The following is a 17,634-nucleotide window of genomic DNA, read 5'->3' as shown; positions in this document are numbered from 1 at the left end:
CGTCTGACTTCGGTCCGGTTGCACCCGGAAGCCTACGGCGTCACCGGCACGCGAGAGACCGAAGCACCCCGCCCGCTCCCGTCAGTAGTCGGCGATGCCCAGCCCGTCCTCGACGAAGCTCCACACGTCGGTGTACGGGTCCCAGCGGGTCTGGTCCGGGCCGGTATGCGTGGCGTTCCGCTGCTGGGCGAAGCGGCGGGCCTTCTCGTACCTGCCGCGGAGCTGCTCCGGCATCACACGCTTCGCCGTCTCCGGAGAGACGCTCCGGATGGTCGGACCATAGGTCTGCGCGAAGCCCGGTTGCTGCTTGAGGCGGTCCGCCGCGCTGTCGCAGACGCCGCCGAAGGTGCTCGTGTAGTTCTGGTAGTGGAGCAGCCGCCACAGCTCGAAGCAGGGGTGGGAGTAGGCGATCCTCACGCCCGCTCTTCTCGCCCTGGCGAAGGCGGACGGGATGTCCTCATGCTGATCCCGGTCGAAGAGGCACCAGACCTGCGGCCAGTTCCAGTCCTTCTCCTTGAGCCCGGCTTTCCGCGCCGTCCTCTCGGCTCTCGCAACGTACGGAATGGCCTCCTCCACCAAAGGCAGGGGCTTACGGCGTTTCGAGGGCGCGGTCAGGTTCTCGAAGAAGATCTCGACGCTGCGGCCCTGCTTGGCGGGGGTTCCGTGATCACGCACGTACTCGACGAATCCCGGTTCCGTGACCTCGCCCTCCGTGAAGACGTACACCTCTCGCGGCCGCTCCTCCGGCCGCTGCTTTCGCCCACGCCCCGGGTTGTCCCGCCCCCTGTCCCTCGCCATCAGGAACGCTCCGCCTCCCCTGTACGTGATGCCAGCAGCTTGCGCCCGATCTGTCCGGCGGCCATCTTCGGTACACCCCCGAAAGCACCCGCGAGGTAGGAGTCCGTGAGGTCCTCCTCCTCGCCCGGTTCCACATCGCTCAGCGGGTAGATCTCGGTGGCGCCGGCCCGGTCCTTCTCGGTGAGCCAGACCTGTCCAGGCTCCAGCTGCCGACCGCCCCGAGGCGTGCTGAGCAATGACGGGTCGTGGGACGTGAAGACGAGCTGGGCGCCCCTGGTGTTGGCCCAAGGGGCCTGGAAGAGCCGTACGACCTCCGCCGCGAAACGCGGGTGCAGGCTGGCGTCCAGTTCGTCGATCAGCAGGACCGCGCCCTCGTCCAGCGCCAGCAGGAGCGGGCCGATCAGCGCGAACCACGACCGCGTGCCGAAGGACTCCCGCTTCCAGTCGAGCGGTACGGCTCCGTCGCTTCCGCCGGAGTGCAGCAATCTGACCGACGGGGCCTGTCCCGGCCGCTGTTCCACCTCGGCTCCGCTGATGCCCAGATCGGCGACGCGCAGCAGCTCCTCGATACGCTCCCGGGAGCGTTCGTCGAGCAGCTTGCGCGCGGTGAAAGCCTCCCGCTGCGCGATCTCCGTCTCCGGGGTGATGTCCCAGAGGTTCTGCTTGAACCAGTCGAAGATACGCGTGAGTTGCTGGTGGTTGTCGTTGGCCGCACGGGACAGCAGAAGCGCGTCCGCACGGGTCATACGGGCCAGCAGGGCCCGGTCCTGCACCCGGTCGCCGGGGAAGTCGAAGACCTTCTCGCGCGTCGCGTCGCGGTCGAACCACACCTGGCGGCGGCCCTTGGGGTAGGCGTGCAGCCACTCGGCCTCCACGCGCTCCGCGCCCAGCTCGAAGCCATAGGTCCAGCGGACGCCGTCGTCCAGCACGAAGTCGGCTTCGTAGAAGGCGCTTTCCGCCTCGGCCTTCGGATCCAGCGCGAACACCTCGCGCGGAATCCCTTGGTACGAGGTCCACTCGCCGTACGAACTGAGGACCGCTTCACGCATCTTCTTCAGCGCGAAGATCACATTGGACTTGCCCGACGCGTTCGCGCCGAAGATGCCCAGCAAGGGATAGACCTGGAGCTGCTTTCCGTCGGAGAGCTCGACGGTCCGCGCGACATCCGATTCCTCGCCCGGTGGTACGACGAAGGACAGCTCCTGCTCGTCGCGCAGCGACCGTACATTCGCCGTGCGGAATCTCAGCAGCATGCCGTCCTCCTTCCGTCGCGCACAGGGTAGCCGCGTGATCGCTCACGCGCCTACTGAACCGTAGGAACGGATCTCGGGCTCAGACCAGCCGTCGCGCCGTCGCCCACCGGGTCAGCTCGTGCCGGTTCGACAGCTGGAGCTTGCGCAGCACCGCCGAGACATGCGACTCGACCGTCTTCACCGAGATGAACAGCTGCTTGGCGATCTCCTTGTACGCGTAACCGCGGGCGATCAGCCGCAGCACCTCGCGCTCGCGCTGGGTCAGCCGGTCCAGGTCCTCGTCGACCGGCGGCGCGTCCGTGGAGGCGAAGGCGTCGAGGACGAAGCCGGCCAGCCGGGGCGAGAACACCGCGTCGCCGTCCTGGACCCGGAAGACCGAGTCGACCAGGTCGGTGCCGGTGATCGTCTTGGTGACATAGCCGCGGGCGCCGCCCCGGATGACGCCGATGACATCCTCGGCGGCGTCCGAGACGGACAGCGCCAGGAACCGCACCGGGTTCTCGACGGCCCCCATCAGCGGGGCGCAGCGGCGCAGCACCTCGACGCCGCCGCCGCCCGGCAGGTGCACATCGAGCAGGACGACCTCGGGGCGGGTCGCCGTGATGACGGTGACCGCCTGGTCTACGTCGGCGGCCTCGCCGACCACCTCGACGCCGGTCTCCTCGGTGCGGCCGATCTCGGCCTGGACGCCGGTGCGGAACATCCGGTGGTCGTCGACGAGCACGACCCGTACCCGGCGCTCCGGGCCCCCGGCCGCCTCAGTGGTCTCCGTCATCGCTCGCCCTCTCCATCTCCAGCTCGACTTCCGTGCCCCCGCCGGGCACCGAACGCAGCCGCGCCGTACCGCCGTTGCGCTGCATCCGGCCGATGATTGATTCTCGTACGCCCATTCTGTCCCCCGGTACGGAGTCCAGGTCGAATCCCGGACCCCGGTCGCGCACCGAGACGAAGACCGTGCGGCCCTCGACCTCCGCGTAGACCTGCACGGCGCCGCCCTCGCCACCGTACTTGGCGGCGTTGACCATCGCTTCGCGTGCGGCCTGCATCTGTGCGGTCAGCTTCTCGTCCAGCGGGCAGTCGCCGACCACGACGACCTCCAGTGGGACACCGTGCTTGTCCTCGACCTCGGCGGCGGCGCGCTTGACCGCTTCGGCGAGGGTCTCGGGTTCGTCGTCCTCGTCCTTGCCGGTGCCCTCGGGGTTGTACAGCCAGTTGCGCAGTTCGCGTTCCTGGGCGCGGGCCAGCCTGCGGACCTCGCCGGCGTCCTCCGCGTTGCGCTGGATCAGGGTGAGGGTGTGCAGCACCGAGTCATGGACATGGGCGGCCACCTCGGCGCGCTCCTGGGCCCGGATGCGCATCAGGCGTTCCTCGGAGAGGTCCTGGGTCATGCGCACGAGGTAGGGGCCGGCCAGCAGCGCGATGCCGGTGAGGACGGCGATGGCCGCGGTCATGACGTTGCCGAGCTGGGCCGCTGAGCCGCGTACCACCATGAAGACGGCCAGGCCCAGGCCGACCAGGGCGACCCCGGCGAGCCCCCGGACCAGGTGCAGGACCCGGCGGCGGCTGCCGACCTCCATCCAGCGGGCGCGCCGGGCATTGTCGGCCTGCCGCCAGACCAGTACGGAACCGGCGCCGATCAGCAGCGTGGGCCAGATGTAGCGGTTGGCCCCGCTGCCCATGTCGACATTGCCGACGAAGATCATGGCGCCGAAGAGCAGTGCGATCAGGGCGAAGACCTGGCCCCTGTCGGGTTTGCGGAGCCGGCGCCTGCCGTCCGGGGCGGTCTCGAAGACCGAGCGGGGTGCCTCGACGCCGCCGACGCCGAGCGGGACGACGATCCAGAACACGGCGTAGAGCAGCGCGCCGAGGCCGTCCGCGAAGAACAGGCCGAGGAAGACGAACCGCACCCAGACGACGGGCAGCCCGAGATGCCCGGCGAGACCGCGCGCGACGCCGCCCAGCAGTCGTCCGTCGGCGCTGCGGTACAGCTTGCGCAGCGGCTGCTCCTCCGGGTCGGCGCTGCGGGAGCTGGTGGCTCGGGTGGTGGCGGCTGGCATGCCCCGATCGTCACATGTCCGAATGGGTGACGGCATCAGGGTCGGCCCCTGAGCGACCCCTGAGTGCCCGGCACGGGCGGTCCCGCAGGGGCCCGTCCGGCCAATATCAGGGATCGGCCAGGGTCGGCGCGGGTCCCGGACGGGCTCCCGGCCCGTCACCATGGAGCCATGACCGTTCCCCAGGACGCCTCCCCCGGTGTCGCTCCGCCCCCCGAACCGGCCCCTCTGCTGCGGCGCAGTCCGCGGCACAAGGTCGTGGCCGGGGTGTGCGGCGGGCTCGGCCGGTACTGCGACGTCGATCCGGTGATCTTCCGGATCGTGCTCGGTGTGCTGTCCGTGACCGGTGGCATCGGGCTGATCTTCTACGGCTTCGCCTGGCTGCTGGTCCCCGTGGACGGCGAGGAGGAGAACGAGGCGCGCAGGCTGCTGTCCGGGCGGGTGGAGGGGGCCTCGCTGATCGCGGTGCTGCTCGCGCTGATCGGCTGCGGTCTCTTCCTCTCGATGCTGGGCAACGGCGGCACGCTGGCGTTCTCCGCGATGCTGTCGCTCGCGGTGGTCGGCTTCGCGGTGTGGACGCAGCACCGCAGGACCGCGGCGCCCGAGGACCCGCTGCATCCGGCGACCGCGCAGGCGGTGGCGGACGCGCCGCCCGAGGTGAAGGCGCCGCCGTCGCCGGGCAGCCCGTCGTGGTGGCGGGACCCGATCGTCAAGGACGGCACGTCGGGGCCGGTGGGCGTCGGCTATCTGTGGGGTCCGGCCGATGCCGCGCTCCCGGGCCGGACGGTGCGCCCCTCGGGGGCGGCGCCGGACGATCCGTTCCGCGCGCCCCGGCGGGAGCCCGGTACCAGGGGCCCGACCTCGATCGGCGGTCTGGTGTTCCTGTTCGCGCTGATCGCGGGCGGGCTGGGCACGGGGCTGAGCTGGGAGTCCCAGCCGCTCGGCACGAGTCTGCAGTTCGGCCTGGCCGCCGCGCTCGGGGTGTTCGGGCTGGGGATGCTGGTCAGCGCGTTCCTGGGCCGGACGGGGTTCGGCACGGTCATGCTGTCGATGATCACGGCCGTCCTGCTGGCCTGTGCCTCCGCGCTGCCCAAGGACATCTCCACGCAGTGGGTGCGCGAGGGGTGGCGCCCGGCCTCGGTGGCCGCCGTCCAGCCGCGCTACCAGCTGGGCACCGGAGTGGCACGGCTGGACCTCACCGGGATCACGGTTCCCCGGGGCGACACCCTCGTGACGGAGGTGGGGGTCGGGGCCGGCCGCGCGGTGGTCGTCGTACCGAAGGCGGTGACGGTGAAGGTGAACGCGCGGGCGGGCTTCGGCGACATCACCCTGCCGGTCAGCCGCCCCGGCGAGGCTCCGGCCGGGGAGCCCGCCGACGTGGACATCAGGCCGTCGCAGAACGAGCACCGGACGCTGCCGCCGCCCCCGGGCAACGGACCGGCCGGAACGATCGAGCTCACTCTCGAAGTCGGCATCGGACAGGTGGAGGTCACCCGTGCTACGTCATGAGATCCGTCCGGGACGGGCGGTGGCGGGTGTGGTCATGCTCACGCTGGCGGCGGGCTACGCGGCGGACGCCGCCGGAGCCTGGGACGCCCCGTGGGTCTTCTTCTTCCCGCTGTTCTTCGGCGGCCTCTGGCTGGCCGCCACCGCGACCTGGGTGAACTACCGGATCCGTCGCCGTCGTGACGCGCGGAAGGCGTCCACGGAGAACGCCGCGGCCCCGGCGAGCACCAGCGGCAGCCAGGCCATGAGATAGGCCAGGTCGTTGCCGAAGTAGTACGGCTCGACCTGCCAGCTCACGGTCAGCCACAGGCTCAGCGAGATCAGCGCCCCGCCGAGCGCGGCGAGCCGTGCCCACAGCCCGACGAGGGTGCCGAGGCCGACGGCGAGTTCACCGATGGCGATGGCGTACCCGAAGGCGCCGGGGCTCTTCAGCGCGAGGTCGACGAGGGCCGGGATCGCGGACGAGTCGCGTACCGCGTGCATGGTCTCGCCGATGGAGCCGGCGCCGCTCGCCCGGAAGAAGGCACTGTCCGTCAGTTTGTCGAGCCCGGCGTAGATGAAGGTGACACCGAGGAAGATCCGCAGGGGCAGCAGGGCATGCTCCCGCGCCAGGTCCTTGAGCCCTCTCGACTCGCCCAGACCGCGTACGTTCGTTCCGTATACCTGCATGTGGCTGCCCCGCCTTCCGTAGACCCGTCACCAGACCTTACGTACGCGGACAACGCGCTGCTCACCCCGGTGGGTCGACCGGCCGGTATCCGCCGCCCCTCCGGGGGTCAGTCCGTCACGTCGATCTCGACCCGGTTCGTCTCCACTCCGGCGGCGGTCACGACCTGCACCTCCACCACTCCCGGCTCGACCTCCACCGGTACCGGCACGGTCAGGACGCCGTCCGTCGGGTTGGCGAAGCCGCCGCTGACCGGGATCAGTGGTACGTGCACATGGACCCGGCCGATCCGGACGACCAGGCGGGCCAGCCGGTCCGGTGTTCCGGCGCCGGGCGGTACGAAGCCCGCGCCGCGGATCTCGATGTCGTCGCCGGTGCGGACCGGCGCGTCCAGGTCCCCGGCCTCGCGGGCCCGGACCACCGAGAGGATCACCGGGCGTCCGCCCTCCGCGTACTTCCCGGTGAAGTACGCGAGTGCCGAGACGGTGACCAGCAGTGCCAGGCCCCAGGGCAGATCCGGCAGCTGCTCGGGGCGGCGGGCGAGGCGGACCGCGGCGAACAGCACGGCGACGGTGCTCACCAGCACGTACTGCACATCCGTGAAGCTGCCCCGCCCGGAGTCGTCGGTGAGCAGATCGGCGGCGCGTGGCCGGTCGGCCCGCAGCTTCTGGAGCCGTCCGGCGAGGGCCCGTACGGTCACCACCCGGCGTACGACGACGGCGACGGCGCAGACCAGCGCGAGCACGGTGACCACCCCGGCGCCCCGGGCCAGATCCAGCCCCTCGATCAGTGCGTCCCGCTCGGCGTGGCCGGAGGCACCCGCCAGCTGGAGCGCCAGCACGAGTACGGAGAAGACCGCGAGCAGCACCCAGGAGACGGCGACCGCCCGAGAGGTGGAGAGCCGGTTGTCCTCGCCGATCAACGGGGCGAGGAGGCCGCCCCGGCCACGGTGGACATGGGCGGCGCCGGTCAGCAGGCCCGCGGTGACGAGTCCGGCGACCAGTCCCGCCGTACGGGCGTTGGTCCAGCCCGCGCCGATGGCGGTGGTGGCCTCGCCGATGACCAGCAGGGCGACGCTTCCCCACACCACGATCAGGGTGCGCCGCCACACCCGGTACAGCCAGGCGTCGCCCGCCTCCCGGCCCCGTTCGGCGACGGTCCTGGCGGACTGGGTCAGCTCGTCCGAGACCCACTGACGGGTCGCCGAGGCGGACTGCGCGACTCCGGGCGGCAGCCCCTGGCCGGCGGCGAGTTCGTCCCGTTTGGCCAGGAAGGCGGCCACCGCACGCCGGTGGCCCTCGCGCGCCCCGTGCGGGCAGTCGCCGCACGTGCAGCCGCCGCGGTGCGTGCTGCCCGCCCTCGCCTCGTCCAACGCCACTGCGAACGCCGCCCTTTCAAGCACCGGTACAGCCAACTCGGCTGTTATCGCTGCGAATTGTGCCGTACGGCAGGGCTGTGGACCGCATCGGGGCGGCCCGTCGGCGCGTGTCGTCAGAATGTGCGACTGATCCGGCGCCACAGGGGCTGGTAGTTGATCCATGCCACCAGGTCGCTGCCCAGCTGTTCACGGGTGGCGACGGCGTCCTGGTGCTCGATCAGCACCGGTTTCCCGGCCGCCCGCGCGGCCAACTGCACCTGGCAGGAGCGCTCCAGTGCGATGAACCACCATGCGGCCGCGTCCACCGAGTCGCCGACGGTCAGCAGTCCGTGGTTGCGCAGCACGATCGCCTTGCGCCCGCCGAGCGCGGCGGCGATCCGGCGCCCCTCGTCCTCGTCCACGACGACCCCGGTGTACGCGTCGTACAGGACGTGGTCCTCGTAGAAGGCGCAGGATTCCTGGGTGATCGGCTCGATGAGCTCGCCGAGCGCGGACAGGGCCCGCCCGTGCACGGAGTGGGTGTGGGCGACGGCGACGGCGTCCGGGCGGGCCCGGTGCACCTGTGCGTGGACGGCGAACGCCGCCTGATTGACGTGGTGGCGGCCCTCGACGACCTGCCCTTCGCCATTGACCAGGATCAGTTCGTCCGGTGCGAGTCCGCCGAACGGGGCCCCGAAGGGGTTGACCCAGAAGCAGTCGGTGAACTCCGGGTCCCGTGTGGTGATGTGGCCGGAGACGCCGTCCTCGTACCCGTACTCCCCGAACAGCCTGAGTGCCCCGGCCAGCCGTTCCTTGCGGTGGGCGCGCTCATCGGCCATGGATTCGTGGACGGGCGGCATCGCGAAGTGGAGCTGGTCCACGGGTATGGGTGTGGGCTCGGACATGGCGGCTCCTCGGGGCTCCCAGGGCGTACGGAACCGGAAGTTACCGCCGGTTGCCGCAAGTGGCCAGGGGCGTCGGAGGGCGATCCGCCGGGAGGACCACCCCTTCACGTCGTCTGTCGCCGCCGCTGGTTGATCGCGGTGAGGTCGATTTCAAGGGGAAAGGGAACGTCCAGCTTCAACTTGTTGTGATGGATGCCCGTCGGCGTGTAGGCCTTCAGAGCCGGATCGAGCTCGTAGACGTACACGATGGGCAGACCGTCCCCGCCCGCCTCCACCCTCCAGAAGTGCACGACCCCGGCAGCTGCGTGCCTCCGGAGCTTGACCTCCCGGTCCCTGTCCGCAGACTCCTCCGAGACTGACCTCCACCGCCAGGATGACGTCCTCCGGCCTGAGCGAGGTCTGCCGCCCACTAGTACGTCCGGTTCCGGCTGTCCAGCCTGACGCTGAATTCACGAAAGACATCGAGATCGTCCGGCGCCTGTTCAAGGAGAGAGGTCTCGCAGACGCACGGTCCGCATGTGAAACCTGGTCTGCGGACCCATGAAGACGAGACTCCCATCGATCAGCTCAGTGCGCCGCGGCAGGTTCGGAAGCCGGTCGAGATCATCCGCAGTCCAGCCCTCGGGAGGGGGGACCGGGTAGTTGTACTTCTCGTCCAGCTCGTACTCGGGTGCGGCACTCATGATTGCTCCCATGAGGCAGAGTCTCGTCTCCGCAACCAGCCTGCCCAGCTCATACGACGATGCCGCCGCCCAAACGAATGAGCGACGGCATCGGCATTGACCTTGCGGAAGGTCACTCCCACTCGATGGTGCCCGGCGGCTTGCTCGTGACATCGAGAACGACGCGGTTGACGTCGGCGACCTCGTTGGTGATACGGGTCGAGATCCGGGCGAGCGTCTCGTACGGCAGGCGCGACCAGTCGGCCGTCATGGCGTCCTCGGAGGAGACCGGACGCAGCACGATCGGGTGGCCGTAGGTGCGGCCGTCGCCCTGGACGCCGACCGAGCGGACATCGGCGAGCAGGACCACCGGGCACTGCCAGATGTCACGGTCCAGGCCGGCCGCGGTCAGCTCCTCGCGGGCGATGGCGTCGGCCTCGCGGAGCAGGTCGAGCCGCTCCTTGGTGACCTCGCCGACGATCCGGATGCCGAGGCCGGGGCCGGGGAACGGCTGGCGCTGGACGATCTCCTCCGGCAGACCGAGCTCCTGGCCGACCATCCGGACCTCGTCCTTGAACAGCTGGCGCAGCGGCTCGACGAGCTGGAACTCGATGTCCTCGGGGAGGCCGCCCACGTTGTGGTGCGACTTGATGTTGGCGGTGCCGGTGCCGCCGCCGGACTCGACGACGTCCGGGTAGAGCGTGCCCTGGACGAGGAAGGCGACCTCCTCGCCGTCGGCGGCGCCCTCGGCGACGATCTCGGCCTGGGCCTGCTCGAAGACCCGGATGAACTCGCGGCCGATGATCTTCCGCTTCTGCTCGGGGTCGGAGACCCCGGCCAGCGCGTCGAGGAAGCGCTCCTCGGCGTCGACGACCTTCAGCTGGACTCCGGTGGAGGCCACGAAGTCCTTCTCGACCTGCTCGCTCTCGCCCTTGCGCATCAGACCGTGGTCCACGTACACGCAGGTCAGCTGGGATCCGATGGCCTTCTGCACAAGGGCCGCGGCGACCGCCGAGTCCACCCCGCCGGACAGGCCGCAGATGGCGCGCTTGGTGCCGACCTGCTCGCGGATCAGCGCGATCTGCTCCTCGACCACATTGGTCGTGGTCCAGGTCGGCTCGATGCCGGCGCCCCGGTAGAGGAAGTGCTCCAGGACCTGCTGGCCGTGCGTGGAGTGCAGGACCTCGGGGTGGTACTGGACGCCGTAGAGCTTTTTCTCGTCGTTCTCGAAGGCGGCGACCGGTACGACGTCCGTGGACGCGGTGACGGTGAAGCCCTCGGGGGCGGCGGAGCAGGCGTCGCCGTGCGACATCCAGACCGACTGCTCGGCGGGGGTGCCCTCGAAGAGCGTGGAGCCGGTCTTGGAGACGGTGAGCGGGGTGCGGCCGTACTCACGGGCACCGTTGTCGTCGACGGTGCCGCCGAGCGTGGTGGCCATCAGCTGGAAGCCGTAGCACATGCCGAAGACCGGGACCCCGGCCTCGAACAGCGCGCGGTCGAGGGACGGCGCGCCCTCCGCGTACACCGAGGAGGGGCCGCCGGACAGGATGATCGCCCGGGGGTTCTTGGCCAGCATCTCGGCCACCGGCATGGTGGACGGGACGATCTCGCTGTAGACCCGGGCCTCACGGACGCGTCGGGCGATGAGCTGGGCGTACTGCGCGCCGAAGTCGACAACGAGGACCACGTCGGTGGTGGTGTCGGGGGCGGCGGGGGGTGCTGCTGGCACGGGCGGCCTTCCGGCGGTGAAGGGGGGTCTGTTTTGTCGATTCTACCGGGGTTGCGGAGTCCGCCGTCGTCCCGCCCGTACGAGGGTGCGGGGGCGGCCGTCGCCGCGGCCCGCCCGGACCCGGTGTCTCAGCATCCGGGCCACGTGTTGGTCCGCCCGCGGCAACGGGGCCATACTGAGTCCCATGCGTCAGCACACGACCTTCGTCTTTACCTATGGCATCCGGCCCGCCGGCTGCCATGGTCGTGCTGCTTGATCCCAAGCAACGTTCCAGGCGCCCCGGGCCGAAAGGCCCGGGGCGCTTTGGCGTTACGGACCGGCCGGCCTCGGGGACCCCACCCACGAGGAGTCACCACCATGACCAGCACCGCCCCCGCGAAGACCGCCGCCGAGAAGACCGGCGCGCACACCGAGGAGGCCGCCGCCCTGATCGACGACGCACGGGCCCGGATCGACACCCTCGACGACCGGATCATCGGGCTCGTCCAGGAGCGGATGGCCGTCTCGGCAGTCGTCCAGGAGGCCCGGATCACCTCCGGCGGCCGCCGGATCAACCTCTCCCGCGAGATGGAGATCCTCGGCTCGTACCGGGACGCGCTCGGCAGGCCCGGCACCTCCCTCGCCATGACGCTGCTGGAGCTGTGCCGCGGCCGGGCGTGACACCCCGCGGGCCGGGGGTACTCCGGCGTATCCCAGTTCGGGCGGACTCTCACCCGTACGGCGCGTGACCGGGTCCGGCACGGATTCGTTGGTCCCGGTGTCCGTGCCAGCCAGGGGCGGCTCTGGAAGAGGAAACCACGCGTGGCTCCGCTGGAGCGTGTGGCGTACCACAGGTACGCCGTGGGACCGCGCCCCAGCGTGCGTGACCGGTCGGCAGGGGACAGCAGCCCGGTCACCTCAGGAAACGGCCGGCTCCGGGGACGCCCGGAGCCGGCCGTTTCCGGTTGGGATTCCAGTCGGAACGGTCCGCGACGCGGGCCGCGTCCCGGCAACGACGCACGAGGGCCCTGCCGGCCGGTTCCCGGTCCGCGGGGCCCTTTCATGTGCGGGTGGACGTGATGGGCGTCACATAAAGGTTCCGTGAGCATCCGGACAACCATTGCGGCGGACCACGGGTCAACCATGCGGAACCACCGGCCCCGCTCATGCTGCCGCACGGCGGGCCCGTCCCGAACCCGTATCGCTCATCGCGGTACGCCGGACTCCCGAGGTCACCATGAAGCTCCGCCGCGCCCTGGCACTCGCCGCCGCCACGGCAGTCATCGCTCCTGCCACGGTCCTGGCCGCCCCCGCCGCGTTCGCCGTGACGACGGACGGGACCACTGCCGCCGAGGCCACCGTCTCGCCCTCGCCGAGCGACTCCGGGTCCCCGGAGGCCGAGCCGTCCGCCTCCGAGTCCGCCTCCACTCCTGCTGAGGAGGAGCCCGCCGAGGAGCCCGGCGAGCCCGGCCCCGGCGAGGCCGGCCCCGGCGAGGCCTCCGAGTCCGCCGGTTCCGCTCCGGACTCGGACTCGGACGCGACCGTCGCCGCGACCCCGAGCAATTCGGCGAGCTCCTCGGCGTCCGCGTCCCCGTCGGAGTCCGAGGACCCGGAGGAGCCGACGGAGTGCGTCAAGTCCGACCTGGACATCTCCATCAACGGCCTGCCCGGCCGGATCGCCCGGGGCAGCGGCTGGCACAAGTTCAAGATGAACGTCTACAACTCCTCGAAGTCCGCCGTGAAGGAGATCGACTACTTCGCGGGCGCCTCCTCCGACAAGGCGGGCAACGACCTGTTCCGCTCGAAGCAGGTCAGCCTCCAGGCCCTCGACCCGGAGACCCACAGGTGGGTGGAGCTCAGCGAGGACGGGCGCGCGGTCGGTTACGTCGGCCAGTCCGACGAGATCCCCGCGGGGTACGAGGTCGACATCCCGCTGCGCATCAATGTGAAGCCGACTGCCCCCGTCGGCGCCGGCTTCACGCTCGGCGCCGGTCTGTACGTGGGCGACAAGGACTGCATGGGCGTCAGCGACGTCGCGTACAAGTTCAAGATCGTGAAGTCCGGCGGGAGCGGTTCGACGCCGCAGACCGGTGGCAGTGCCCCGATCCCGTCCACGAAGCCGGCCGAGAACCCGACCGGCACGGTCTCCGGCAGCCTCGCGGAGACCGGTTCGTCCTCCGCGCTGCCGGTGTTCGCCACCGCGGGCGGCGCGGCCGTGGTGCTCGGCGCGGGCGCGATGTTCATCGTGCGGCGCCGCAGGAACGGTGACGCCGGCGTGTGACGCATCCGGTCACCGTGACCATGGAGGGGCTGCACTCGGAGGGGGGTGCAGCCCCTTTCTGCTGTCCCGGTCGGCTGTGACCGCCAGGGTCTTTCGTTTGGATCAGGCCGGACCCCGCGAGCCCGGCATGATCCAAACGAAAGGCCCTACGGCTGCTTCTTCTTCGGCGGGACGGTGGGCAGCCCGAGGAACGGCAGCTTCAGCGCTCCGAAGGCGTCCTTCGGCACGGCCGGTGACCGCGGCTCGACCGCGGCCAGCCGCTGGTACTCCTCGCCCTGTGCCGGACGCGGGTCGGCCTCGCCCTTGTTGGGCCACAGCGACATGGCGCGCTCGGCCTGGGCGGTGATGGTGAGCGACGGGTTGACACCGAGGTTCGCGGAGACCGCGGAGCCGTCGACCACAGAGATGCCGGGGTGTCCGTAGAGCCGGTGGTACGGGTCGATCACCCCGTCGTCGGCGGTGGCGCCGATCGGGCAGCCGCCGAGGAAGTGCGCGGTGAGCGGGGTGCCCATCAGCTCGCCCACGTTCGACCCCGCGAAGCCGTTGATCTCCTCGGCGAGCAGCGTGGCGCTGCGGGTCGCCTCCTCGATCTGGGTCGGGTTGGGCGCGCCGTGCCCCTGCCGGGCGGTGAGCAGGCCCTTTCCTATGCCGCCCGGCTTGCGGTACGTGGTCAGGGAGTTGTCGAGCGACTGCATGACGAGCCCGATGATGGTCCGTTCCGACCAGCGGCGGTTGGAGAGCGAACGCAGGGCGAGCGTCGGGTGTTTGGCCATGTTGCCGAGCCAGCCCAGCACCCGTCGTCCGCCATAGGGCACCTGGAGGATGGACATCGAGCCCATCGCGTTGGAGCCCTTGCCGTAGCGGACCGGCTCGATGTGGGTGTTCTCGTCGGGGTGGATCGAGGAGGTGATCGCGACACCCCGGGTGAAGTCGGCCTTCGGGGTGCCGTGCTTCTTGCGGTAGCGCCGGTCACTGGTCTGCGAGCCGACGAGCGCCTCGGAGTTGGTACGGGTCAGCTCGCCGAGCCGGGCCGAGAGCCGCGGCAGCAGCCCCTTGTCCTTCATGGTGTGCAGCAGCTTCTGAGTCCCGTACGTGCCGGCCGCGACAACCACCTTGCGGGCGCGCAGTCGGGTGGGCTTCGCCTTCCTGCGGCGGTCGGTGGGGACGGCGGTGACGCGGTAGCCGCCCTCCGGGTCGTCGGTGATCGCTACGACGGAGGTCATCGGGTGGATGACCGCCCCGGCCTTCTCGGCGAGGTGGAGGTAGTTCTCGTTGAGGGTGTTCTTCGCGCCGTGGCGGCAGCCCGTCATGCATTCGCCGCACTCGGTGCACGCCTTGCGGGCGGGGCCCGCGCCGCCGAAGTACGGGTCGGCGACCGTGCCGCCGGGCTTCGCCCTCGTGGCACCGTCGGCGTCCTTGCCGTCGCCGAAGAAGACGCCGACCGGGGCGAGGTGGAAGGTGTCACCGACGCCCATGGCCTGCGCGGCCGCCTTCAGGTGGACGTCGGAGGGGGTCATCGTCGGGTTGAGCCGGACCCCGAGCATCCGCTCGGCCTGGTCGTAGTACGGCTTCAGCTCGTCCTGCCAGTCGGTGATGGCCGCCCACTGCCGGTCCTCGAAGAACGGTGCCGGGGGCACGTACAGCGTGTTGGCGTAGTTGAGCGAGCCGCCGCCGACGCCCGCACCGGCCAGCACCATCACATTGCCGAGCAGATGGACGCGCTGGATGCCGTAGAGCCCGAGGGCGGGGGCCCACAGATAGTTCTTGAGGTCCCAGGAGTTCTTGGGGAGGGTGCCGGGAGTGAAGCGGCGGCCCGCCTCCAGCACCCCGACGCGGTACCCCTTCTCGGTCAGCCGCAGGGCCGATACCGCACCGCCGAAGCCCGAGCCGACGACGAGCACGTCGTAGTCGTACGCGCCGTCGTCGTCGGCCGTTTCCGGGGCAACGGGCCGATTCTGGGCAGGGCTGTCCTGGGACATGGCTCTCCTCGGTGCGAAACGGGCGGAAAGTACGGCGGTACCACCGGTGTTCAGCGCAGGCGGAACGCCTTCATCGCCTTCAGGCTGCGAGTCATGAACGCCGCGTACTTCTCGTCGTCCATGCCGAAGGACGGGGCGAGCGGGATCAGCCGCTGCTGGGCGACGGTCTGTGCCTCGGTGTACTTGAGGATGCCCTCGGAGCCGTGCCGACGGCCGAGACCGGAGTCCTTCATGCCGCCCATCGGGGACTGCACGCTGCCGTACGCGGGGGCGTACCCCTCGTTGATGTTGACCGTGCCGGTGCGCAGCCGGGCGGCGACCTGGTGGCCGCGCCGGGAGTCCTTGGTCCAGACACTGGAGTTCAGGCCGTACGGGGTGGCGTTGGCCAGGGCGACGACCTCGTCCTCGTCGGTGAAGCGGTAGATGGAGACGACCGGGCCGAAGGTCTCCTCGCTGCATACGGCCATCGGTGCCTCGACGCCGTCGAGGATGGTCGGCTCGTAGAACAGCGGGCCGATGTCGGGGCGGGCGACCCCGCCCGCGACGAGCCTGGCGCCCTTCTCGACGGCCTCCGCGACGTGCCGGGTGACGGTCTCCAGCTGGCGCTCGCCGACCAGGGAACCCATGTCGGCGCCGTAGGCGAGGGAGTTGCCGAGCCGCATGGCCTTCGTACGAGCGGCGAAGCGGGCCACGAAGTCGTCGGCGATCGACTCGTGGACGTACAGCCGCTCGATGGAGATGCAGAGCTGGCCCGCGGAGGAGAAGCAGGCGCGGACGGCGCCGGCGGCGGCCTTCTCCACGTCGGCGTCCTTCAGGACCAGCATGGCGTTCTTGCCGCCGAGCTCCAGCGAGACGCCGACGAGCCGGGACGCCGCGCCCTGCGCGACCTCGCGGCCGGTGCGGGTGGAGCCGGTGAACGAGACGTAGTCGGCGTGCTTGACGACCTCGGGGCCGACGACGGGGCCCTCGCCGAGGACGACCTGGAAGACCTCGGCGGGCAGTCCGGCCTCGATCAGCAGGTCACGGGCCCACAGCGCGGTCAGCGCGGTCTCCGTGTCGGGCTTCATCACGACGGCGTTGCCGGAGACGAACGCGGGCAGCGCGTCGCCGACGGACAACTCGAACGGGTAGTTCCACGGGGCGATCTGCCCGATGACGCCGCGCGGCTGGCGCAGCTCGGTGACCTTGGTCAGGGTCGGCACGACTCCGGTGTGCCGCTTCGGCTTCAGGTACGAGGCGGCCCTGCGCCCGTAGTGGCGGGCCGCGACGGCGACGGCCTGCACCTCCTCGTGGGCGTGCAGCCGGGCCTTGCCGGTCTCCAACTGGATGAGGTCGAGCACCTCGGCCTGGCGGCTGAGCACGAGGTCGTGGAAGCGGAGCAGTACGGCGGCCCTGGCGCGGACGGGCGTCGCGGCCCAGGCGGGCTGGGCGGCACGGGCCCGCTCGAAGGCGCCCGCCACGTCCTCGGGGGTGGACTCCGGCAGGTCGGCCAGCTTCTCCCCGGTGAAGGGGGTGTGGTTGGCCGTACGGCCCGAGCCGGCCACGCCTCGGGTCAGCTGGGCGATCACCTCGGGAGTCACCACATCGGCGGCGGTGCGCACGCCTGCGGGGGCGGCGGCCACCGGGTTGGTGCCGACCGGGGCTGCGGAGGTGGACGTGGAGGCCTGCGAGTCCGTCATGAGGGCGAGAGTACGTCCAGCCGCACACTTTGGGTACCCGTGAGTAACGGGTTTTCACAGTCCCCACAAACGAGCCAGCGATCACTGGCAACAAAGCCCCTGATCAGGACCCCTGCCATCGCGGCAGGGGTCCGGCGGACCTCAGCCGGAGCTGCCGGGGGCACGCCATCCGCGCAGCATCGTGTCGAACTGCGCCCGGGTCGTGTCCCAGTCGTCCGCCGGGCCCGTCATGTACATCGCGTACTCCGGACCGCCCTCCTCGCCGAAGTACATCTGGTCGATCGCGTGACGGGGGCCCGGATGGTCCTTGGTCTCGGTCCAGGTGAACTCCCAGAGCGAACCCGGCCGGTCCCGGTACGTGTTGGAGTGCAGGGTCTTGCGCTGGTAACCGGGAAGCCGTTCGGCGAGCTGCTTCTCCAGGCTCAGCATGTGCATGTACGGGTTGTCGAAGTCGGGCGCCGGGTCGATGCTGATCCGGATGTAGTGCACGCCGTTGTCCGGGGTGTAGTCGACCTGGTTGCCGTCCGCCCGGCGCTCCCAGCCCTCGGGTACGGTCAGGCTGAAGCCCTCGGGGTCGTTCACCCGCTTCCAGCCTTTGGGCACGTCCTTCACCACCGGCACATCGGGCTTCGCCGCGGGCGGGGTGTTGCGCTTGCCGGGGGCGACGGGCGCGTGCGTGCCCGTGCCGCCGTTTGCGGCGGCGTTCTCCGCCCGGTCCCCGAACTTCATCGCGGCGAGATGGGCCCACGTCAAACGCAGCCTGGCCAACCTCGCCGTGGTCGCCC

At 70.7% G+C, this 17,634-nt stretch carries 14 protein-coding genes and 2 pseudogenes; 4 read left to right on the top strand and 12 right to left on the bottom strand.

What is annotated here, in order from left to right:
- Positions 1-81: 81 nt before the first annotated feature.
- The 4 genes from ABZY11_RS21870 to ABZY11_RS21855 all read right to left on the bottom strand — a co-directional run bounded on the left by ABZY11_RS21870 (position 82) and on the right by ABZY11_RS21855 (position 4,108).
- Complete coding sequence (locus ABZY11_RS21870; protein ID WP_356480730.1) at positions 82-798, bottom strand: RloB family protein; 717 nt, start codon at positions 796-798, stop codon at positions 82-84.
- The gene (locus tag ABZY11_RS21865) at positions 798-2,051 is read right to left on the bottom strand and encodes an ATP-binding protein (protein ID WP_356480729.1); all 1,254 of its coding nucleotides are present in this window, start codon (positions 2,049-2,051) and stop codon (positions 798-800) included. Before ABZY11_RS21865 ends, ABZY11_RS21870 begins: the two co-directional genes overlap by 1 nt.
- A gap of 79 nt (positions 2,052-2,130) precedes the next feature.
- A complete protein-coding gene (locus ABZY11_RS21860) occupies positions 2,131-2,826 on the bottom strand; it encodes a response regulator transcription factor (protein WP_328887513.1) in 696 nt (231 codons plus the stop codon).
- Positions 2,810-4,108 carry a PspC domain-containing protein gene (locus ABZY11_RS21855; protein WP_356480728.1) on the bottom strand — a complete coding sequence of 433 codons (1,299 nt, stop codon included), beginning with the start codon at positions 4,106-4,108 and terminating at the stop codon, positions 2,810-2,812. Before ABZY11_RS21855 ends, ABZY11_RS21860 begins: the two co-directional genes overlap by 17 nt.
- 168 nt (positions 4,109-4,276) lie before the next feature.
- On the opposite strand from ABZY11_RS21855, the gene ABZY11_RS21850 reads away from it, so the two are divergent.
- Both ABZY11_RS21850 and ABZY11_RS21845 read left to right on the top strand, forming a co-directional pair.
- Positions 4,277-5,614: a PspC domain-containing protein gene (locus ABZY11_RS21850; protein WP_356480727.1), complete on the top strand. Its 1,338-nt coding sequence runs from the start codon at positions 4,277-4,279 to the stop codon at positions 5,612-5,614.
- The gene (locus ABZY11_RS21845) at positions 5,601-5,864 is read left to right on the top strand and encodes a hypothetical protein (RefSeq protein ID WP_356480726.1); all 264 of its coding nucleotides are present in this window, start codon (positions 5,601-5,603) and stop codon (positions 5,862-5,864) included. Before ABZY11_RS21850 ends, ABZY11_RS21845 begins: the two co-directional genes overlap by 14 nt.
- Here ABZY11_RS21845 and ABZY11_RS21840 read toward each other — a convergent pair.
- The 5 genes and pseudogenes from ABZY11_RS21840 to guaA all read right to left on the bottom strand — a co-directional run bounded on the left by ABZY11_RS21840 (position 5,771) and on the right by guaA (position 10,931).
- Positions 5,771-6,280 carry a DoxX family protein gene (locus ABZY11_RS21840; protein ID WP_356480725.1) on the bottom strand — a complete coding sequence of 170 codons (510 nt, stop codon included), beginning with the start codon at positions 6,278-6,280 and terminating at the stop codon, positions 5,771-5,773. The two genes, ABZY11_RS21845 and ABZY11_RS21840, sit on opposite strands and share 94 nt — an antisense overlap.
- Before the next feature lie 107 nt (positions 6,281-6,387).
- A complete protein-coding gene (locus tag ABZY11_RS21835; RefSeq protein WP_356480746.1) occupies positions 6,388-7,656 on the bottom strand; it encodes a hypothetical protein in 1,269 nt (422 codons plus the stop codon).
- Positions 7,657-7,769: 113 nt separating this feature from the next.
- On the bottom strand, positions 7,770-8,540 hold the full coding sequence (locus ABZY11_RS21830; RefSeq protein WP_356480724.1) for a class II aldolase/adducin family protein: 771 nt from the start codon (positions 8,538-8,540) through the stop codon (positions 7,770-7,772).
- Between the two features lie 104 nt (positions 8,541-8,644).
- A pseudogene (locus ABZY11_RS21825) lies at positions 8,645-9,223 on the bottom strand (Uma2 family endonuclease).
- Between the two features lie 112 nt (positions 9,224-9,335).
- Positions 9,336-10,931 carry a glutamine-hydrolyzing GMP synthase gene (gene guaA, locus ABZY11_RS21820; RefSeq protein ID WP_356480723.1) on the bottom strand — a complete coding sequence of 532 codons (1,596 nt, stop codon included), beginning with the start codon at positions 10,929-10,931 and terminating at the stop codon, positions 9,336-9,338.
- Between the two features lie 357 nt (positions 10,932-11,288).
- On the opposite strand from guaA, the gene ABZY11_RS21815 reads away from it, so the two are divergent.
- On the top strand, positions 11,289-11,591 hold the full coding sequence (locus tag ABZY11_RS21815) for a chorismate mutase (RefSeq protein ID WP_356480722.1): 303 nt from the start codon (positions 11,289-11,291) through the stop codon (positions 11,589-11,591).
- 556 nt (positions 11,592-12,147) lie between these two features.
- A complete protein-coding gene (locus tag ABZY11_RS21810; protein WP_356480721.1) occupies positions 12,148-13,191 on the top strand; it encodes an LAETG motif-containing sortase-dependent surface protein in 1,044 nt (347 codons plus the stop codon).
- A 146-nt stretch (positions 13,192-13,337) separates the two neighbouring features.
- Here the strand turns inward: ABZY11_RS21810 and ABZY11_RS21805 are convergent, their stop codons facing one another.
- From ABZY11_RS21805 to ABZY11_RS21795, 3 genes and pseudogenes are all read right to left on the bottom strand, one after another.
- Positions 13,338-15,170 carry a GMC family oxidoreductase gene (locus ABZY11_RS21805; protein WP_356480720.1) on the bottom strand — a complete coding sequence of 611 codons (1,833 nt, stop codon included), beginning with the start codon at positions 15,168-15,170 and terminating at the stop codon, positions 13,338-13,340.
- Between the two features lie 50 nt (positions 15,171-15,220).
- Positions 15,221-16,849 (bottom strand): succinic semialdehyde dehydrogenase, encoded by a 1,629-nt coding sequence (locus tag ABZY11_RS21800; RefSeq protein ID WP_356480719.1) that lies wholly within the window; start codon positions 16,847-16,849, stop codon positions 15,221-15,223.
- Between the two features lie 141 nt (positions 16,850-16,990).
- Positions 16,991-17,634 (bottom strand): annotated as a pseudogene (locus ABZY11_RS21795) (serine/threonine protein kinase); the annotation flags it as partial.

Origin of the sequence: Streptomyces sp. NPDC006510, from assembly GCF_040611955.1 — a bacterium.
In the GTDB taxonomy this organism is placed as follows: domain Bacteria; phylum Actinomycetota; class Actinomycetes; order Streptomycetales; family Streptomycetaceae; genus Streptomyces.
The sequence above is the reverse complement of the archived record's forward strand: the minus strand, read 5'-3'. Positions and strand labels throughout refer to the sequence as shown.

Coding starts and splice junctions, on each gene's coding strand:
- ABZY11_RS21870 (WP_356480730.1), bottom strand. CDS start 798: ATGGCGAGGGACAGGGGGCGGGACAACCCGGGGCGTGGGCGAAAGCAG.
- ABZY11_RS21865 (WP_356480729.1), bottom strand. CDS start 2,051: ATGCTGCTGAGATTCCGCACGGCGAATGTACGGTCGCTGCGCGACGAG.
- ABZY11_RS21860 (WP_328887513.1), bottom strand. CDS start 2,826: ATGACGGAGACCACTGAGGCGGCCGGGGGCCCGGAGCGCCGGGTACGG.
- ABZY11_RS21855 (WP_356480728.1), bottom strand. CDS start 4,108: ATGCCAGCCGCCACCACCCGAGCCACCAGCTCCCGCAGCGCCGACCCG.
- ABZY11_RS21850 (WP_356480727.1), top strand. CDS start 4,277: ATGACCGTTCCCCAGGACGCCTCCCCCGGTGTCGCTCCGCCCCCCGAA.
- ABZY11_RS21840 (WP_356480725.1), bottom strand. CDS start 6,280: ATGCAGGTATACGGAACGAACGTACGCGGTCTGGGCGAGTCGAGAGGG.
- ABZY11_RS21830 (WP_356480724.1), bottom strand. CDS start 8,540: ATGTCCGAGCCCACACCCATACCCGTGGACCAGCTCCACTTCGCGATG.
- ABZY11_RS21815 (WP_356480722.1), top strand. CDS start 11,289: ATGACCAGCACCGCCCCCGCGAAGACCGCCGCCGAGAAGACCGGCGCG.
- ABZY11_RS21810 (WP_356480721.1), top strand. CDS start 12,148: ATGAAGCTCCGCCGCGCCCTGGCACTCGCCGCCGCCACGGCAGTCATC.
- ABZY11_RS21805 (WP_356480720.1), bottom strand. CDS start 15,170: ATGTCCCAGGACAGCCCTGCCCAGAATCGGCCCGTTGCCCCGGAAACG.
- ABZY11_RS21800 (WP_356480719.1), bottom strand. CDS start 16,849: ATGACGGACTCGCAGGCCTCCACGTCCACCTCCGCAGCCCCGGTCGGC.